We start from the raw sequence: 17,033 nt of genomic DNA, 5'->3' as shown, positions 1-17,033 counted from the left end.
AGAGAGCCGGCCTTGTTGCGTTTGAGGCCGCCCCGCGCCGGGCACGCCGGCAAGCTCGCGCGGCTCGTGTCATAGTGATGCCCGCATCGACGCGCTGCCCCCATGACACCGGCATGGCACGCGCGCGACCCCGCAACGCAACGCTTCACGACATGTCCGATACCTACTTCTACGACCCGGCCCGCGGCCACGGCCTGCCGCACGACCCGTTCAAGGCGATCGTCGCGCCGCGCATGATCGGCTGGATTTCGAGTCGCTCGAAGGGCGGCGTCCTCAATCTCGCGCCCTACAGCTTTTTTGGCGCATTCGCCACGTTTCCGCCGATCATCGGGTTCTGTAGCGAGGGCCGCAAGGACAGCATCGGCAATATCGAGGAGACCGGCGAATTCGTCTGGAACCTCACGTCGAAGGCGCTGGCCGCGCAGATGAACCGCACGTCCGCGCCCGTCGCCGCCGACGTGGACGAATTCGCGCTCGCGGGCCTCACGGCCGCGCCGGGCCGCAGCGTCGCGGTGCCGCACGTGGCCGAGTCGCCCGCGGCGCTCGAATGCAAGCTGCTCCAGATCGTGCGGCTCAATGCGCTCGACGGCACGCCCATGGACAACTGGCTCGCGCTGGGCCAGGTGGTGGGCGTGCATATCCGCGAGGAGTTCCTCAAAGAAGGCCTGTTCGACACGCACGCCGCCCAGCCCGTGATGCGCGCGGGCTATCGCGCCGACTACGCGCAGATCGGCGAGATGTTCCAGATGGTGCGCCCAGGCGCTTGAGTGCCCGAGCCCGGCCCGGCCCGGCGCGGCGTTGCCGCGTGCGGGGCGCGCACCGATAATGGCCCGACGGTGTGGGCCCACAGCTTGGCCCGACCGCGCGAGGGAGGCAATCATGCAATCTCCAACGGGATCGGTGGTGGCGCTCAGTTCGGCCGCCTCGACGATGTTTTCGATCGGCTTGATCGCCTTGGGGTACTGGGGGCTGCACGAGCCGTCGGCCTGGCGCATCGGCGACCGCGTGGTTGTCGGCATCGCGCTCGCGGGCTTTGCCTGCCTTGGCAGCGTGCCCTGGCTTGCCACCTCGCCCGCGAAGCCCAACGACGAATCGCGTTTCCTGATGGCGCGCCGCGCCTTTCTTTGCGGCGCGGCGGCGGTGTGGGTGTCGATCGCACTCTCGCTCGTGCTGTAACGCGCTCATCGAGCGCCCAGGCCGGTTATCAACCGGCGCGAGCCGACGCGGGCTTGCGCTGCCGGCACGGCGGCGCGGTCCGGCGAGTTTGGTACGATGCACGCTTTGCCAGCCGACCCTACCTGCCCGCGTGAAGCGTTACGTGCCGTTGATCCGCGATCGAATCGCGAAGCTCTTTTCCCGCCTGAAGCCCGCCGCCACGCGGCTTGGCGAATTCGCCCGCCCCTACGTCGCGCGCGGCCTTCATCACTTGCGGCATCCCACGCGGCGCGGCGTGCTGATGACGGCCGCGGCGCTGCCCGTGATCGTCGTGCTCTACGTGCTCGTGCTGATTCCGTTCACGCCGGGCATTGGCGACATCCGCAAGGCGCGCGTGGACGAACCCGCGCAGATCCTTTCCGCCGACGGCAAGGTGCTCGCCGAGTTCAAGCCCTCGAACCGCGAGTGGGTGCCGCTCGCGCAGATCTCGCCGCACATGGTCGACGCGCTGATCGCCACCGAGGACCACCGCTTCTACGAGCACCACGGCATCGACTTCAAGCGCACGGCGGGCGCGGCGCTGCACACGTTCTCGGGTGCGCGCCAGGGCGGCTCGACCATCACGCAGCAGCTCGCGCGCAACCTCTATCCCGACGAGATCGGCCGCGCGCCCACGCTCACGCGCAAGATCAAGGAAGCGATCACGGCGTTCAAGATCGAGGCGGTGTATAGCAAGCAGCAGATTCTCGAAACCTATCTGAACACGGTGCCGTTCCTCTACAACGCCTACGGCATCGAGATGGCGGCGCGCACCTACTTCGGCGTGTCGGCCGATCAGCTCGACATCCTGCAAGCGGCTACGCTCACCGGCATGTTGAAGGGCAACGCCTATTACAACCCGGTGATCAACCCCGAGCGCGCGCTCGCGCGGCGCAACACCGTGCTCGGCCAGATGGTGAAGTACGGCAAGCTGAGCGACGCGCAGTACGCCACGCTCTCGAAAAAGCCGCTGCGCCTCGACTTCGAGCGTCAGACCGAGCCGCCCGGCCCCGCGCCGCATTTCGCGCTGCAACTGCGCAAGTGGCTGATCGCGTGGGCCGACCGCAACGACTACAACATCTATTCAGATGGCCTCGTGGTGCGCACCACGATCGATTCGCGTCTCCAGCAGATGGCGACCGCCGCGCTGCGCCAGCACGCGAACCAGTTGCAGGGCATCACGAACGGCGCGTGGAGCGGGCGCAGCGGCTGCACGGCCGGCAACGATCTGTTCGCGACGTTCATGCGCGAGACGCAGGATTACAAGAGCGCGCGCGACGCGGGCGCGAACGACGCCGACGCGCTCAAGCATCTCGCCGCCGACCGCAACTTCATGCGCAACCTGTGCAAGGACAAGACCGACGTGCAGGCGGGCTTCCTCGCGATCGATCCGCGCGACGGCCAGATCCGGGCATGGGTGGGCAGCCGCGACTTCACCGACGAGCCGTTCGACCACGTGCAGCAGGCGCGCCGGCAGCCGGGCTCGACGTTCAAGCCGTTCGTATACGGCGCGGCCTATGCGGCGGGCGCGAAGCCGACCGACACCTTCATCGACCAGCCCGTGGAAATTCCGCTCGCGGGCGGCGAAATCTGGAAGCCCACCGACGACGTGCCGCCGAGCAACCGCCCGATGACGCTGCGCGACGCGATTGCGTACTCGCGCAACCGCATCACGGCGCAGCTCATGCAGACCGTGGGCCCGGACAAGGTTGCGCGCCTCGCGCGCGCGATGGGCGTGCGCGACAGCCAGCTCGACCCGGTGCCGTCGCTCGCGCTCGGCACGAGCCCGGTCACGCTCAAGGAGATGGTGTCGGCGTACAGCACGATCGCCAACGACGGCGCGTACCTCGAACCGCGCATGGTCACGACCATCGAGGACCGCAAGGGCAACGTGCTCGCGCAATTCGCCGACGCCTCGCCCGAGCGCGCGCTTTCCGAAGCCGCCGACCGCACGCTGCTCGACACCATGCGCGACGTGGTGAATCGCGGCACGGGGGCGGCCATCCGCTCGCGTTTTGGCATCCGCGCCGACGTGGCGGGCAAGACCGGCACGACCCAGGGCAACACCGACGGCTGGTTCATCCTGATGGGGCCGCAGCTTGTGGCGGGCGCCTGGGTGGGTTTCGACGACGGTCGCGTGACGCTCGACGACTACTGGGGGCAGGGCGCACGCAGCGCGTTGCCGATCGTCGGCGACTTCTACCAGCGTGCGTTGCGCGCGCGTCTGGTCGATTCGCGCGCGCGCTTCGACACCGAGGTGACGCCGGGCGCGTTCGAGACCTTCCGCGAGAAGCTGCGCGCGTGGATGGACAAGCTGTTTGGCGCGCGCGAGACGCCGCCGCCGGCCGCGCCGGTGCGGCGTGCACCGCCGCGTGTGACGGCGCCGGCCGTGACGCCCGCACCGTTGCCGGCTTCGGCGGCGTCGGAGGCTTCGGTGGCGGGCGGAGCAGCGGCTTCGGGGGTGGGTGAGGCGTCGGCGCCTGGCGCGGCGTCGAGCGCGCGCGAGCTGGGCGTGCCGCCGATCATCGGGCCGTCGGGTACGCCGCCGCCGCAAGTCCCGCAGCAGCCCGCCTATCCGGCGCAGGAACCGGCGCTCGCGCCGACCCCGACGCCCGACGTGGCGGAGCCCGACACCTCGGGCGCGAACGCCACTTACACGCCGCCCGTGGCGCAGCCGCAACAGGGGCAATGACCGTCGCCGCGCCGTTCTCATCGCGGCGGCGCGGTGCACACCGGGCTTGCGGTTGACCTGCCGCAAGCTCCCTGTGCGACCCTGTGATTCTTGACATTTCATGACAGCATTGCACTCGGACATCGGCTAGATTCGCCGGTCAACTCTCGCCGATTGCCTCCACCAGTGTCTCGGCGTCAGTTTTCCGAACACGCTGGAGTCAATCGAAATGTCCGCCATGTCCCCCATGTCTCAATGGATCCGCAGGCTGTGCCTGATTTCCTTCACCTCGGTCGCGGCGAGCACGCTGCTGCCCATGCTCGCGCACGCGGCTGACGCCGCGCCGAAGTCCGCCGCGTTGCCGGCGGGCGCCGTCGCGCTCGTCAACGGCCAGGTCATCTCCGAATCGACGCTCAACGAGGCCGTGCGCAACGTCGTGAGCCGCACCGGCACGGCCGACACGCCGCAACTGCGCGCGGCGATAAAGGACGACCTGATCGGCCGCGAGCTGCTGCGTCAGCAGGCGGTGAGCGCCCACTACGACCAGCGCCCCGAGGTCGGCCAGGCACCCGCCGACCAGAAGACCGACATCGCGATCCGCTCGTGGATCGTCGACAACGTGCGCGCGCCGGAAGTCACGGAAAGCGCGGTCAAGGCACGCTACGACGCCGTGGTCGCGACGTTCGGCAAGGAAGAGTACAAGCCGCAGATCATCGCCGTGGCCGACGAGGCCAGCGCGAACTCGGTGATCCAGGCGCTGAAGGCCGGCCAGCCGGCCGCCGCGCTCGCGCAGCAGTACGGCGTGGGCCCGACCAGGGCGAATGGCGGGGAGATGCCCTGGGTGAGCTTCAAGCTGCCGCTCACCGAAGGCAACACGCACGGCGTGCCGATGCCGCTCGCGAAGGTCATCACGACCTTGCAGGCGGGCGAAACCGCGCCGCAGCCGATCAATGCGGGCGACGGCTGGCTGGTCGTGCGTCTCGAAGGCAAGCGCCCGATGCAGGTGCCCGCGTTCAATGCGGCGAAGGACGACATTCGCCATCAGCTCCAGGACGAGGGCATGCAGGCCGCGCTTGGGCAGCGCATGGCCGAATTGGCGCGCACCGCGACGATCGTCGAGTGAGCGCCGCGCGGCCCGCTCAGTGCTGGCCGCGCACCTTGAACACCGAAACCAGTTCGGCGAGCGCCGCCGCGTGGTCGCTGAGCGTCGCGGCCGCGCGCTCGGCGTCGCCCACGAGCGCGGCGCTCTGCTGCGTGGCCGCGCCGATCTGCGAAACGGCGATGTTCACCTGTTCGATGCCGCCCGACTGCTCGCGCGAGGCCACGCTGATCTCGCCGATGATCGAGCGCACCTCCTCCACGCGCGCGACGATGCCGTGCATGGTCGTGCTCGCCTCTCCGGCGATGCGATAGCCCGTTTCCACCGTCGCCGACGACTCCGCAATCAGCGCCGAGATTTCCTTGGCCGCCGCCGCGCTGCGCTGCGCGAGTGCGCGCACTTCGCTCGCCACCACCGCGAAACCCTTGCCGTGCTCGCCCGCGCGCGCCGCTTCCACGGCGGCGTTGAGCGCGAGGATGTTGGTCTGGAATGCAATGCCGTCGATCACGCCGGTAATTTCAGCGATCTTGTGCGATGCGCGGCTGATGTCGTTCATCGTTTCCACCACGCGGCCCACCGCGCGCCCGCCGTCGAGCGCGGCGTCGGCGGCGCTCGTCACCACGGTGTTGGCGCGCGAGGCGTGGTCGGCGTTCTGCTGGACCGTGGAAGTGAGCTGCTCCATGCTCGCTGCCGTTTCCTCCAGGCTGCTCGCCTGGCTCGCGATGCGCGAGGCGATCTCGCCGCTGCCCCGGGCGATGCGCGAAGTGTCGTCGCTCATCTGCGCGGTCGCGGCGCGCACCTGCGCGACGATCTGCGCGAGCCCGACGCCAATGCCGTCGATCGCGTGCGTGAGGCGGCCAATCTCGTCGGCGCCTGCCGCGTCGTGAGCTTGAGCGGCGTTGCCGCCGCCATCGTCCTTGCCGATGCGCACCGTCAGATCGCCCCCGGCGAGCCGGCCGGCGGCCTGCGCGGCGGCGTCGAGCGGCCGGCTCACGAGGCGCCGCGCCGCGTAGATGGAGAGCGCCGCAAACACCGCGACCAGCGCGAGCCCGATCGCGGCGAAGCGGTCGCGCGTGGCGCTCACGTCGGCCATGATCTCGTCGCGCACCGCAACCCCGCCCACGAGCCATTGCCATTGCGGCACGCTCACGAACGAGACGAACTTCGCGCGCACGTCGTGCTCGCCGAGCGTCGCGTCGGCCGAGGTGTAGTCGAGCGTGCCTTCGCGCGCTTCGAGCATGCGCGACCAGGGCGCGTTGGCGTCGTCGTAGTGCTGGCCCGCGGCGCCGGGGTGGACGACGAAGGTGCCGCGCGAGGGACCGTCCGAGGCGTCCAGCACGAAGTAATAGCCGCTCTCGCCGATCTTGAGCCTGGCGATCTCGCTCTTGAGCGCGTCGATTTGTGCGCCCACGTCCACGCCCACGAACAGTGCGCCGATCACGTGGCCGCTCGCGTCGAGAATCGGCTTGTACTGCGTGATGTACTGCTTGCCGAACAACTGGGCGAGGCCGGTATAGGTGCGATTGGCGAGAACGGGCCCGTAGGCGGGGCCCTTGCGGTCGAGCAGCGTGCCGATCGCGCGCGAGCCGTCCTGCTTCTTGAGCGAGGTGGTCACGCGCACGAAGTCGTCGCCGCTGCGCGCGAACACCGTGGCGATCGCGCCGCTGCGCGCAAGGAACTGGTCGGGAATCGAGAAGTCCAGGTTCAGCACGTGGTCGCCGGACTTGAAGGTCGGCGTGGCCTTGCCCGCGATATCGACCGTTTGCGCAGGGTCGAGCGTGAAGTCGCCGGGCAGGAAGCTCGCGAAGAGCGTCATCGCGCGGTCCACTTCGGCGTCGAGCGCGCCGTCGATGAGCGAGATCGACGAGGCGACCGAGCGGTCTTTCTCGGCGATGCGCGCGCGCACCTGGTCGCCGACCTGCGTGGCGGCCGAGTGCGTGAGCGCCAGGGTGAAGACCGCGAAGATGGCCGCGACGAGCACGCACGAGAGCAAAGCGAGACGTACGCCGACACTCGTGCGGCCTGAAAAGCGTGAAAGCATGAAATCGGTTCCAGATGAAAACGGAAAGAGGAACCTGCGCCTTCGCGGCGCTGGCATGACGCATTACGGCGCGCGCGGACGATCCTTTAGGGACGCACGCGAAAACGCCCGCAATGGCGCATGCGGGGCGTAGCGGCAGGTCCGCCGGAGTTCGCACAGTGCGGGATGCTTCGGCGTCCCAGGAAAATGAAAAAGGGCGCAAACCGGAAACCGGTTTGCGCCCTGGGGTGGCGTCGCGCGTGAGGCGAGATTTCGCGCGCGTTTTGTGTCTTTAGCGCCGTGCGCGCCAGGTTCTGAGCAGCAGGGCGTTGGTCACGACGCTCACGCTCGAGAACGCCATGGCCGCGCCCGCGAGCATCGGGTTGAGCAGGCCGAACGCGGCGAGCGGAATTCCGATCAGGTTGTAGATGAACGCCCAGAACAGGTTCTGCTGGATCTTGCGCCAGGTGCGCCGTGAGATATCGACGGCGGCCGCGACGAGCGACGGGTCGCCGCGCATGAGCGTGATGCCGGCGGCGTGCATGGCGACGTCGGTGCCCGTGGCCATGGCGATGCCGATGTCGGCGGCGGCGAGCGCGGGGGCGTCGTTGATGCCGTCGCCGGCCATCGCGACGATGCCGCCGCTTTTCATCTTCAGATCGCGAATGGTGCACGCCTTGTCGTCGGGCAGCACCTGCGCGTGAACCTCGTCGATGCCGAGCTGCGCGGCCACGGCCGCCGCGCTGCCCGCGTTGTCGCCGGTCACGAGCACGCTGCGGATGCCCAAGGCCTTCAGGCTCGCGATCGCTTCGCGCGCCGTGGGCTTCACCGTGTCGCCGAACGCGAGCAGTGCGAGCACGCCGTCGCCATGCGCGGCGAAGAGCCAGGACACCGTGTTGCCCGCCGCTTCGAGTTGCTGCGCGCGCGCCGCGAGTGCGGGCGGCACCGCGAGCGCCAGTTCGTCGAGCCAGCGGCCGCTGCCGATCGCGAGGAGCCGGCCGTTCACCTCGGCCTCCACGCCGCGCCCCGGCACCGCGCGGGCATGCGCGGCGAGGGGCAGCGCGGCCCCTTGCGCCTGAGCCTCATAGGCCTGCACCACGGCCTTCGCGAGCGGGTGATCGCTTTGCCGCTGCACGGCGGCAGCGAGCGCGAGCGCTTCGCCGCGCGCGAGGCCTTCGGCCGCTTCGAACGCGGTGAGCGAGGGCTGGCCGAGCGTGAGCGTGCCGGTCTTGTCGAAGGCGACCACGCTCACGTTGTGCGCCGTCTCCAACGCTTCGGCGTCCTTGATGAGTACGCCGTGGCGCGCCGCCACGCCGGTGCCCGCCATGATGGCGGCGGGCGTGGCGAGGCCGAGCGCGCACGGACAGGCAATCACGAGTACGGCCACGGCGTTGAGAATCGCCGTTTCGGCGCTCGCGCCCGCAAGGAGCCAGCCGCCCAGCGTGACGGCGGCGATCACGAGAATCGCGGGGACGAACACGGCGCTCACGCGGTCCACGAGACGCTGGATCGGCGCCTTTTCGGCCTGCGCGCTTTCCACGAGACGGATGATGCGCGCGAGCGTGGTTTCCGCGCCGATGGCCGTGGTGCGCACCGCGATCGCGCCTTCGCCGTTGATCGAGCCGGCCGTGACGGGATCGTCGGGCGCCTTGGGCACCGGCAGGCTTTCGCCCGTAATGAGCGATTCGTCCACGTGGCTGCGGCCTTCCAGCACCACGCCGTCCACGGGCAGGCGCTCGCCGGGGCGCACGACCACGACGGTGCCCACGCGCACCTGCGCAAGCGGCACTTCGCGCTCCTCTGCATTAGCGCCATTTACTCCGTCAATGCGGATACGCGCGCGGTCCGGGCGCAGCGCGTTGAGGGCGCGGATCGCGTCGGTGGTCTGGCGCTTGGCGCGTGCTTCGAGCCACTTGCCGAAGCGCACGAGCGTGATGACGACGGCCGACGCTTCGAAGTACAGATGCGCCATGTCGCCGGGGTGGGCAAGCATCGCGTAGACGCTCACGCCGAACGCGGCCGACGTGCCGAGCGCGACCAGCAGGTCCATGTTGCCCGCGCCCGCCCGCACGGCCTTCCAGGCCGCGCGATAGAAACGCGCGCCGAACACGAACTGCACGACGGCGGCGAGTGCGAGCTGCGCCGGGGCGGGCAGCATCCAGTCGAAGCCGAGCCAGTGGCCGAACATCGGCAAGACGAGCGGCGCGGTGAGCACGGCCGAGATCAGCACGGCGTGCCATTCGCGGCGCGCCTCGTTGCCGGCGGCGGCGTTTTTCGCGGGGGCGGCGGCATCTTCTTCGGCGGCGAGCGGCGTCGCTTCGTAACCGGCCTTCTTCACGGCGGCGACGAGCTGGTCCTGCAATGCGCCCGTGAGCGGCGCGCGCAGGTTGACGGTGGCTTGCTCGGTGGCGAGATTCACGCTCACGCCGGCCACGCCGGGCACGCGCGCGAGCGCTTTCTCGACGCGGTTCGCGCACGAGGCGCAGGTCATGCCGCCAATGGCGAGCGAGGCGGTTTCGGTGGCGACGGGCACGGCTTCGTAGCCGGCTTTTTCGACGGCGGCGACGAGGGCGGCGGGGGCGAGGCCGCTGTCGGCTTCGACGGTGGCCTTTTCGGTGGCGAGATTGACCGAGGCGCGCGTGACGCCCGGCACCTTCGCCAGCGCCTTCTCGACACGCATGGCGCACGAGGCGCACGTCATGCCGTGAATTTCGAGTTCGGCCACGCCGGTTTCGGTGCGCTCTGCTACGAGGGGTTCGTTCATGATGGTTATACGAATACCTGCTGTAATCGGTATTAAGCAGTATCTACGTTCCCATCATGGGAAGGTCAAGGGGCGCGGCAATCTGTCCCCTGGCGCGTAGGGGCTTTTATGTCAGGCGACCAGAAAGGAATATTCCACACTGCGGTCTTTTCATGCCCAGGCGCGAGCGCTACGATACCACCCGGCGGCATTGGCTCCATGCTGCGCGCATTTCACCACGGCCCTGGGGGGGCCCGCGCGTCGCGTTGGATGCTGGTCGACGTCACTTCATGGACCGCCTGCATCACATACAACCAACAAATGACAACAATACATCGAGAGTTCTCTTGGTACCGCCGCGGCTGCGCGCTGGCCTGCGTTGCCCTGATCGCCGGATGCGCCTCGGCGCCGGGCGGTGTGGCGCAGAAGAACAATGGCTGGGTGAAGGACGAAGTCTCCGACTCCTACGTATTCGGCTATCCGCTCGTGCTGATGGACGTGTCGCGCGACGCCGCGACCGGCAGCGGCCCCGGCCAGGCCGCGCCTAACACGCTGCGCCATGCGCAAACGCTGCCGCCGGTCGGCGCATCGAGCCCGCCCGAACCCAATCTGGACACGCTGGCTTCCAGCGGCTGGCTCGACGTTTCGCGCGAACCCGTGCTCGTCACGCTGCCCGACACGCACGGCCGCTACATGGACGCGCGCGCGCTCGACATGTGGACGAACGTGGTCTGGTCGACGGGCGCCGCGCCCGCCGGCGAGCATGTCAGCGGTCTGAAAGCGCAAACGATTGCGTTCATTCCGGTCGGCTGGAAGGGCACGCTGCCCGCGCGGGTGAAACGCGTGGAAGTGACCACGCGCTATGTCTGGTTCCTCGCGCGCATCCAGACGCGCGGCGGCGGCGACCTCGCGGCCGTGCGCAAGATGCAGCGCGGCTTGCAGGCAACGCCGCTTTCCGCCTGGGACGATCGCGCGAGCCGCGGGGCCCGGGGCGCGCGCGGCAACGAGCCGGGCGGCGCCACGCAAAGCGGCGATCCGGTCGCGTCGGGCACGCCGTTCGCCCAGGTGGCGGCGCTCGACGCGGGCGGCTTCTTCGACCGGCTTGCCCAGGCGCTGGAAGACAACCCGCCCGCATCGGACGACTCGCACGCGCTCAAGATTCTCGACGACATCGGCGTGCGCGCGGGCGACCCGGCGCAACTGCCATCGGGCGCGAAGGACGCCGCGGTCGTGACGGCGGGTCTCGCCGACGGCCGCACGCGCGTCGCGACGCCGCCGCCCAATCTGCTGGCGGGCAACGGCTGGCTGTGGGTGGGCGACGACGCGGGCAACTACGGCCCCGACTACGCGCTGCGCGCCTACGCCGCCTACACCTCGCCCGGCCTGCCGACGAGCCGCGACGAAGTGCGCGCGCGCGTGAGCCAGGACAGCGACGGTCATCCGCTCAGCGGCGCGAACCGCTACACCCTCCACTTCACGGCGAAGCAGATGCCGCCGGTGCGCGGCTTCTGGTCGATCACGGCCTACACGGCCGACGGCGCGCTCGATGCCGACGCGCCCGTGCGCGTGGCGTTCGGCGACCGCAGCGGCGCGCGGCGCAACCGCGACGGCTCGCTCGACGTGCACGTGAGCGCCGAGCGTCCGCGCGGCGGGGCGAACTGGGTGCCGGCGCCGCATGGCGACTTCCGCCTCGTGCTGCGCCTCTACGCCGCGAAGCCGCAGGCGACCGACGGCAGCTGGCAGCCGCCCGCCGTCGAGCGGCAGTAACCGCAGGCAGCAACGCGGGCGGCGCGGACGCATCGAGCGTCCCGCCGCCCGCGCGTTTATGCAGCGCGCAACGTTCACGCGCGTCGTTACTTCTTGTTGCGCAATAGCGCCCCCTAAAGCGGCGTTTTACCGCCGTCCGATCTTCTATCGGACCTATACTTCCGGCTGTCGGCACACCCTCTTGCCGGCACACCCGTATTCCTGAGCTCAGACCCACATCCCGCGGCGGGCCTGTTGCCGCATCATCCGCAAGCAAGCATGGCAAGCCTGAACAAAGCGTCGCTGAACTCTTCCTTGCAATCGGTGCGCGCCGTCGCGCGCGCGCCCCGCACCCGGCGCATCCTCACGGGCGTCGTGATCTTTCTCATCGTGTTCGGGTTGCTCGGCTTCTTCGCCGCGCCACCCATCATCCGGCACGTCGCCGAGCAGCAGTTGAGCAAGCAGCTCGACCGGCCCGTCACGATCGGCAGCATTTCGCTCAATCCGTACACGCTGCGGCTGGAAGCGGATCGCCTGCATATCGGCGAGCGCGGCGGCAACGGCGAGTTCTTCGATGTCTCGCGCGCCGTCGTGCAGGCCTCGTGGTCGTCGATCTTCCGCGCCGCGCCCATCGTGGACGAACTGCGGCTCGACTCGCCGCGCGCGACGATCGTGCGGCTCGACGCGCAGCACTTCAACTTCTCCGACCTCATCGAGAAGTTCTCGACGCCCTCGAAGCCGAACAGCAAGCCCACGCCGTTCTCGGTCTCCAACATCCGCGTCGAGAACGGGCAGATCACCTTCGACGATCGCCTGCTCAACGAAAAGCACGTGATCGACCGCTGGTCGCTCGGCATTCCGTTCATCGCCACGCTGCCGTCCAAGACCGACATCTTCGTCCAGCCGATGCTGCGCGCGCGCATCGACGGCGCGAGCACGCTCGCCATCGACGGCAGGACCAAGCCGTTCTCGGCCACGCGCGAGTCGGAGGTCGAGCTGCGCCTGAGCGACCTCGACGTGCCGAAACTGCTCACCTACGCGCCCACGAAGCTGCCCGTGACGGTGAAGAGCGGCAAGCTCTCGACCAACCTCAAGCTCGACTTCGTGATGTCGGGCGAGAAGCCGACGTTGCGTGTGTCGGGCACCACCGACCTCGACGACATCGACACCGCCGACAACGCCAACGCGCCGTTTTTCGGCGCGCACAGTCTGCACGTGGCGGCGGCTTCGCTCGAACCGTTTGGCAACGTCTATCGTTTCGACGAGATCCGGCTCGACGCGCCGACCGTCTGGGTCGCGCGCGACAAGCAAGGTGTGCTGAGCGTCGAAAAGCTGATGGGCACGCCGGCGGCGCAAAAGGAAGCGGCCGCTGCCGTGGCCGCTTCCGGCGCATCGGGGGCCGCCGCCGCGCAGGCCGCGCCGGCCGAAGAGAAGCCCGCGCCGCTCGATCTCTCGATTCGCCAGTTCGCGCTCACGAACGGCACGGTGCACGTGCGCGACGATCTTCCCGCGCGGCCGGTGAACTTCGAATTCAGCCAGCTTTCCACCACGCTCACGAACTTCTCGACCACCGCGAAAGCCGGTGCGCCATTCACGTTTGCGACCAACGCGGGCGACGGCGGCACGGCGAAGGCGTCGGGCACGCTCAGCCTCGCCGGCAAGAACGCCCAGGCCAATATCGCGCTTCAGTCCGTGAACCTGCCACAGGCGCAACCGTATATCGACAACCTGAGCGGCGCGCAGATCCTGGACGGCAAGCTGAACCTCACGTCCACGCTCAAGGCCGACTGGGCGCAGCAGCCCGCCGCCGTGCAGGTCGGCGAGAGCACGCTCGGCCTCGAATCGCTCAAGCTCGCGCCGCGCGGCGCGAAGGCGCCCGCCATCACGCTCGCTCAGGGCACGGTGCAGGTGAGCGGCGTCGACCTCGCCGCGCGCAAGGCGCAGATCGCCTCCGTGGACCTGACCGGCCTCATGCTGAACGCGCAGCGCCAGAAGGACGGCAAGATCGACCTCGCGCAGCTTGCCGCCACGCGCCAGGCCGCGCCCGAGCGCACCGCCATTCGCGCGGCGCAGAAGTCGGTGCAGGAAGGCCCCGAGTGGCGCTACACGATCGACGCGTTCACGCTGAGCAACGGCACGATCAACTTCACGGACAACTCGACGCAGCGGCAGGTGAAGCTCGCCGTCACGCCGTTCGACCTGAAGATCCAGCAGATCAGCGACGACCTGAAACACCCGCTGCCGATCGAGCTGAAGGCGACCGTCAACCGCAAGGGCACGCTCGCGCTGAGCGGCAACGTGAATCCGACGCCGCTCAAGGCACAACTGAAGATCGACGCGAACCGCCTCGACGCCGCCGCGTTCGAGCCGTATTTCGGCAATCAGCTCAACGCGGTGATCGCGAGCGCGCTGCTCAACATGAAAGGGCAACTGGCGGTGGAGCAGGGCAAGGCGCTCAAGGCGAACTACCGCGGCGACGCGGCGCTCGTGGACGTGCGCATGCTCGACAAGGCGACCTCGGGCCCGTTCGCGGGCTGGCGCTCGCTCGCGCTCACGAACCTCAAGGCGAACTACGACGACGCGCGCGGCACCGACGTGGACGCGAGCCGCGTGACCTTCACGGGCTTCTACGGGCGCGTGCTGCTCGATGCGCAGGGCAAGCTCAATCTCAAGGACGTGGTCGCGCATCAAACCGGCGCGGCGCAGTCGCTCACGCAGGACGCGAACGCCGGCAAGGACGGCGGCCGCGAACCCGTGCCGCTCACGCCGCAGGCGGCGAGCGCGCCCGTGCAAACGGCGTCCGCACCGGCGGCGGCATCCGCGCCGCCCACGGTGCAGGCCGCGCAGCCGCCGAAGAACCCCGTGCGCATGCACTTCGGCGAACTCGTGCTGCAAGACGGCCGCGTGAACTACACGGACAACTTCATCAAGCCGAACTACACCGCCGACCTCGTGCAGATCCATGGCACGGTCGGGGCGTTCGGCACCGAGTCGACCACGCCCGCGCCCGTGGATGTGTCGGCCAAGCTCGCGGCGAACGGGCCGCTCTCGATCAAGGGCACGGTGAACCCGCTCATCGAGAAGCCCTCGCTCGACCTCACGGCGAGCGCGCACGACGTCGAGCTCACGAACCTCACGCCGTACTCGGCCAAGTACGCGGGCTATCCGATCACGAAGGGCAAGCTCAACGTCGATCTGCACTACCAGCTCGCCAACGACCAGCTCACGGCGAACAACCATATCTTCATCGACCAGCTCACGTTCGGCGACCATGTGCAGAACGACACGGCCACGAAGCTGCCGGTGCGGCTCGCCATCTCGCTGCTCAAGAATCGCAAGGGTGAGATCGACGTGAACATTCCGGTGTCGGGCTCGCTCTCGAACCCCGAGTTCAGCCTGGGCGGTCTGATCTGGAAGGCCGTGCTGAATCTCATCGCGAAGGCGGTGACCGCGCCGTTCACACTGCTCGCCAACGCGTTCGGCGGCGGCGGCGAGGAACTGGGCTACGTGGAGTTCGCGCCCGGCACGGCCACGCTGAGCGACGCGGACAACAAGAAGCTCGACACCATTGCCAAGGCGCTCGACGACAAGCCTTCGATCAAGATCGACCTGATCGGCCGCGTCGATCCGGCCGTGGACACGCCCGCGCTGCGCGAGCGCTACGTGGACCGCCTCGTGCGTCTGGCGAAGGTGAAGGACACCGTGGGCAACGGCGAAAGCGTGGATACCTCGCAGGTCAAGGTGGACGACAAGGAATACGCGAAATATCTCACCAAGGCCTATAAGGATGCGGACTTCAAGAAGCCGCACAACATGATCGGCTTCACGAAGACACTGCCTGTGGACGACATGAAGCAGGCGCTGGCCGAGCACGCGCCCGTTGACGACGCCACCTTGCGCAATCTCGCGCAAGAACGCGCGCAAGCGGTGCAGCAGTATTTCGAAGGCAAGGTCGATCCGAGCCGCGTGTTCGTCGTCGCGCCGAAGCTGGACGCGAAGGGCATCGACGACAAGGGCGCGACCACGCGGGTGGATTTCGGCCTGAAATAAGCGGCGATTTCACGGCTCGACTCCCTGGCGGCGCGCTACGGTTCAACCGGCGCGCCGCAGTTTTTGCGGGCTGGCAAACGCGTGTTCTTCGATCACCTGGGCGAGCGTCGCAAACGCCGGCTCGATCTGCTCATGCGGCACGCATGCGTAACCCGTTAGCAATCCTTTGCGATCCTGGCGCCCGCTATAGTAAGCCGCAAGCGGCCGCACGATCACGCCCGCGTCGTACGCGGCGGCGGTGACAGCGCGGTCGTCCGCGCTGTCGGGCAGCCCGAGCACGAAGTGCAGGCCCGCTTCGTCGCCCATGACCGGCAGCGCGTCGCCGAAATGGCGCGTGACCGCGTCGATCAGCAACTGGCGGCGCTCGCCGTACAGCGTGCGCATGCGGCGCACGTGCGAGGTGAGGTAGCCGTCCATGATGAATTCGGCCAGCACGGCCTGCTGCATGAGCTGGCCTTCGCGATACAGCTCCGCCACGCCGGTGCGGAAGGTGGCCGCGAGCCGCTCGGGCACGACCATGTAGCCGATGCGCAGGCCCGGAAACAGCAGCTTGCCGAGGCTCCCCACATAGATCACGCGGTCGGAGTCGTCGAGCCCTTGCAGCGAGGCGAGCGGGCGGCTGCCGTAGCGGAACTCGCTGTCGTAGTCGTCCTCGACGATCCACACCTTGTGCTGGCGCGCGTATTCGAGCAGCGTGCGGCGGCGCGCGAGGCTCATCACCATGCCGAGCGGATACTGGTGCGAAGGCGTCACGAGCGCGATGCGCGGCGGGTCGCGCAGGTCCTGTTCGCGCGGATTGAGCCCTTCGTCATCCACGGGAATGGGCGCGAGCTTCAATCCTGAGGACTGCAACACACTGCGCGCGCCCCAGTAGCAGGGTTCTTCCACCCATGCGCGGTCGCCCACGTCGGCGAGCAGGCGCACGGCGAGATCGATGGACTGGTGGATGCCGGTCGTGATGATGATCTGGTCGGGCGTGCAGCGCACCGAACGCGCCACGCGCAGATAGTCGGAAAGCGCGCGGCGCAGCGGCCGGTAGCCGCCGCCGGGCGCGTAGGTCAGCAAACCATGATTGGCCGACTTCCATAGCCGCGCCTGCAAGCGGCTCCATGTGCGCGCGGGAAATTCAGCCACGTCCGGCACGCCCGGCATGAACGCCCCCCACTGCTTGGCCGATACGCCCGCTTCGTCGATGAGCCGCTGGCCGCGCGTCGACATGTCGCCGCGCGGGCAGACGGTGCCTTCTTCGTTATTGCCGCTGTCCGCGCTGTCTTCGCCCGCGGCGTTCGCGCTCTCGGGCGACGCCCTGCTCACGGCGGCCGTGTCCGGGCGCGTGTCGGCCACGTAGGTGCCGCTGCCCGTGGTGGAGATCACGTAGCCCTCGGCGCTCAACTGGTCGTACACGTGCAGCACGGTGTTGCGCGCCACGCCCAGGTCCCCCGCGAGCGTGCGCGAACTGGGCAGCTTGCTGCCGGGCGCGAGCCGGCCGGTCAGGATGGCCTGCTGCATG

The 17,033-nt window shown here is 68.9% G+C and carries 9 protein-coding genes; 6 read left to right on the top strand and 3 right to left on the bottom strand.

From position 1 onward, the window contains the following. Positions 1-152: 152 nt before the first annotated feature. The 4 genes from C7402_RS41075 to C7402_RS41060 all read left to right on the top strand — a co-directional run bounded on the left by C7402_RS41075 (position 153) and on the right by C7402_RS41060 (position 4,988). Positions 153-767 (top strand): flavin reductase family protein, encoded by a 615-nt coding sequence (locus C7402_RS41075; RefSeq protein WP_112177400.1) that lies wholly within the window; start codon positions 153-155, stop codon positions 765-767. Between the two features lie 112 nt (positions 768-879). Continuing rightward, positions 880-1,176, top strand: coding sequence for a hypothetical protein (locus C7402_RS41070; RefSeq protein ID WP_028202877.1), 297 nt, complete (start codon positions 880-882; stop codon positions 1,174-1,176). Positions 1,177-1,360: 184 nt separating this feature from the next. After that, positions 1,361-3,886, top strand: a complete 2,526-nt coding sequence (locus tag C7402_RS41065; RefSeq protein ID WP_425273822.1) for a penicillin-binding protein 1A — start codon at positions 1,361-1,363, stop codon at positions 3,884-3,886. A 217-nt stretch (positions 3,887-4,103) separates the two neighbouring features. Continuing rightward, on the top strand, positions 4,104-4,988 hold the full coding sequence (locus C7402_RS41060) for a peptidylprolyl isomerase (RefSeq protein WP_165842110.1): 885 nt from the start codon (positions 4,104-4,106) through the stop codon (positions 4,986-4,988). Positions 4,989-5,004: 16 nt separating this feature from the next. Here C7402_RS41060 and C7402_RS41055 read toward each other — a convergent pair whose 3' ends face one another. Continuing rightward, positions 5,005-7,005 carry a methyl-accepting chemotaxis protein gene (locus C7402_RS41055; RefSeq protein WP_116614628.1) on the bottom strand — a complete coding sequence of 667 codons (2,001 nt, stop codon included), beginning with the start codon at positions 7,003-7,005 and terminating at the stop codon, positions 5,005-5,007. Positions 7,006-7,276: 271 nt separating this feature from the next. Then, positions 7,277-9,748, bottom strand: coding sequence for a heavy metal translocating P-type ATPase (locus C7402_RS41050; protein ID WP_116614627.1), 2,472 nt, complete (start codon positions 9,746-9,748; stop codon positions 7,277-7,279). A 300-nt stretch (positions 9,749-10,048) separates the two neighbouring features. Here C7402_RS41050 and C7402_RS41045 point away from each other — a divergent pair, with 300 nt between their 5' ends. Together C7402_RS41045 and C7402_RS41040 are read left to right on the top strand one after the other, a co-directional pair. Next, on the top strand, positions 10,049-11,494 hold the full coding sequence (locus C7402_RS41045; RefSeq protein ID WP_116614658.1) for a DUF1254 domain-containing protein: 1,446 nt from the start codon (positions 10,049-10,051) through the stop codon (positions 11,492-11,494). Positions 11,495-11,752: 258 nt separating this feature from the next. Continuing rightward, positions 11,753-15,523 carry a DUF748 domain-containing protein gene (locus C7402_RS41040; RefSeq protein WP_116614626.1) on the top strand — a complete coding sequence of 1,257 codons (3,771 nt, stop codon included), beginning with the start codon at positions 11,753-11,755 and terminating at the stop codon, positions 15,521-15,523. 42 nt (positions 15,524-15,565) lie between these two features. Here C7402_RS41040 and pdxR read toward each other — a convergent pair whose 3' ends face one another. Beyond that, on the bottom strand, positions 15,566-17,032 hold the full coding sequence (pdxR, locus tag C7402_RS41035; RefSeq protein ID WP_482811997.1) for a MocR-like pyridoxine biosynthesis transcription factor PdxR: 1,467 nt from the start codon (positions 17,030-17,032) through the stop codon (positions 15,566-15,568). Between the last annotated feature and the right edge of the window lies 1 nt (position 17,033).

The organism is Paraburkholderia unamae (genome assembly GCF_003096875.1).
Classification (GTDB): Bacteria; Pseudomonadota; Gammaproteobacteria; order Burkholderiales; family Burkholderiaceae; genus Paraburkholderia; species Paraburkholderia unamae.
The sequence above is the reverse complement of the archived record's forward strand: the minus strand, read 5'-3'. Positions and strand labels throughout refer to the sequence as shown.

Coding starts and splice junctions, on each gene's coding strand:
- C7402_RS41060 (WP_165842110.1), top strand. CDS start 4,104: ATGTCCCCCATGTCTCAATGGATCCGCAGGCTGTGCCTGATTTCCTTC.
- pdxR (WP_482811997.1), bottom strand. CDS start 17,032: ATGCAGCAGGCCATCCTGACCGGCCGGCTCGCGCCCGGCAGCAAGCTG.
- C7402_RS41050 (WP_116614627.1), bottom strand. CDS start 9,748: ATGAACGAACCCCTCGTAGCAGAGCGCACCGAAACCGGCGTGGCCGAA.
- C7402_RS41070 (WP_028202877.1), top strand. CDS start 880: ATGCAATCTCCAACGGGATCGGTGGTGGCGCTCAGTTCGGCCGCCTCG.
- C7402_RS41045 (WP_116614658.1), top strand. CDS start 10,049: ATGACAACAATACATCGAGAGTTCTCTTGGTACCGCCGCGGCTGCGCG.
- C7402_RS41040 (WP_116614626.1), top strand. CDS start 11,753: ATGGCAAGCCTGAACAAAGCGTCGCTGAACTCTTCCTTGCAATCGGTG.
- C7402_RS41055 (WP_116614628.1), bottom strand. CDS start 7,005: ATGCTTTCACGCTTTTCAGGCCGCACGAGTGTCGGCGTACGTCTCGCT.
- C7402_RS41075 (WP_112177400.1), top strand. CDS start 153: ATGTCCGATACCTACTTCTACGACCCGGCCCGCGGCCACGGCCTGCCG.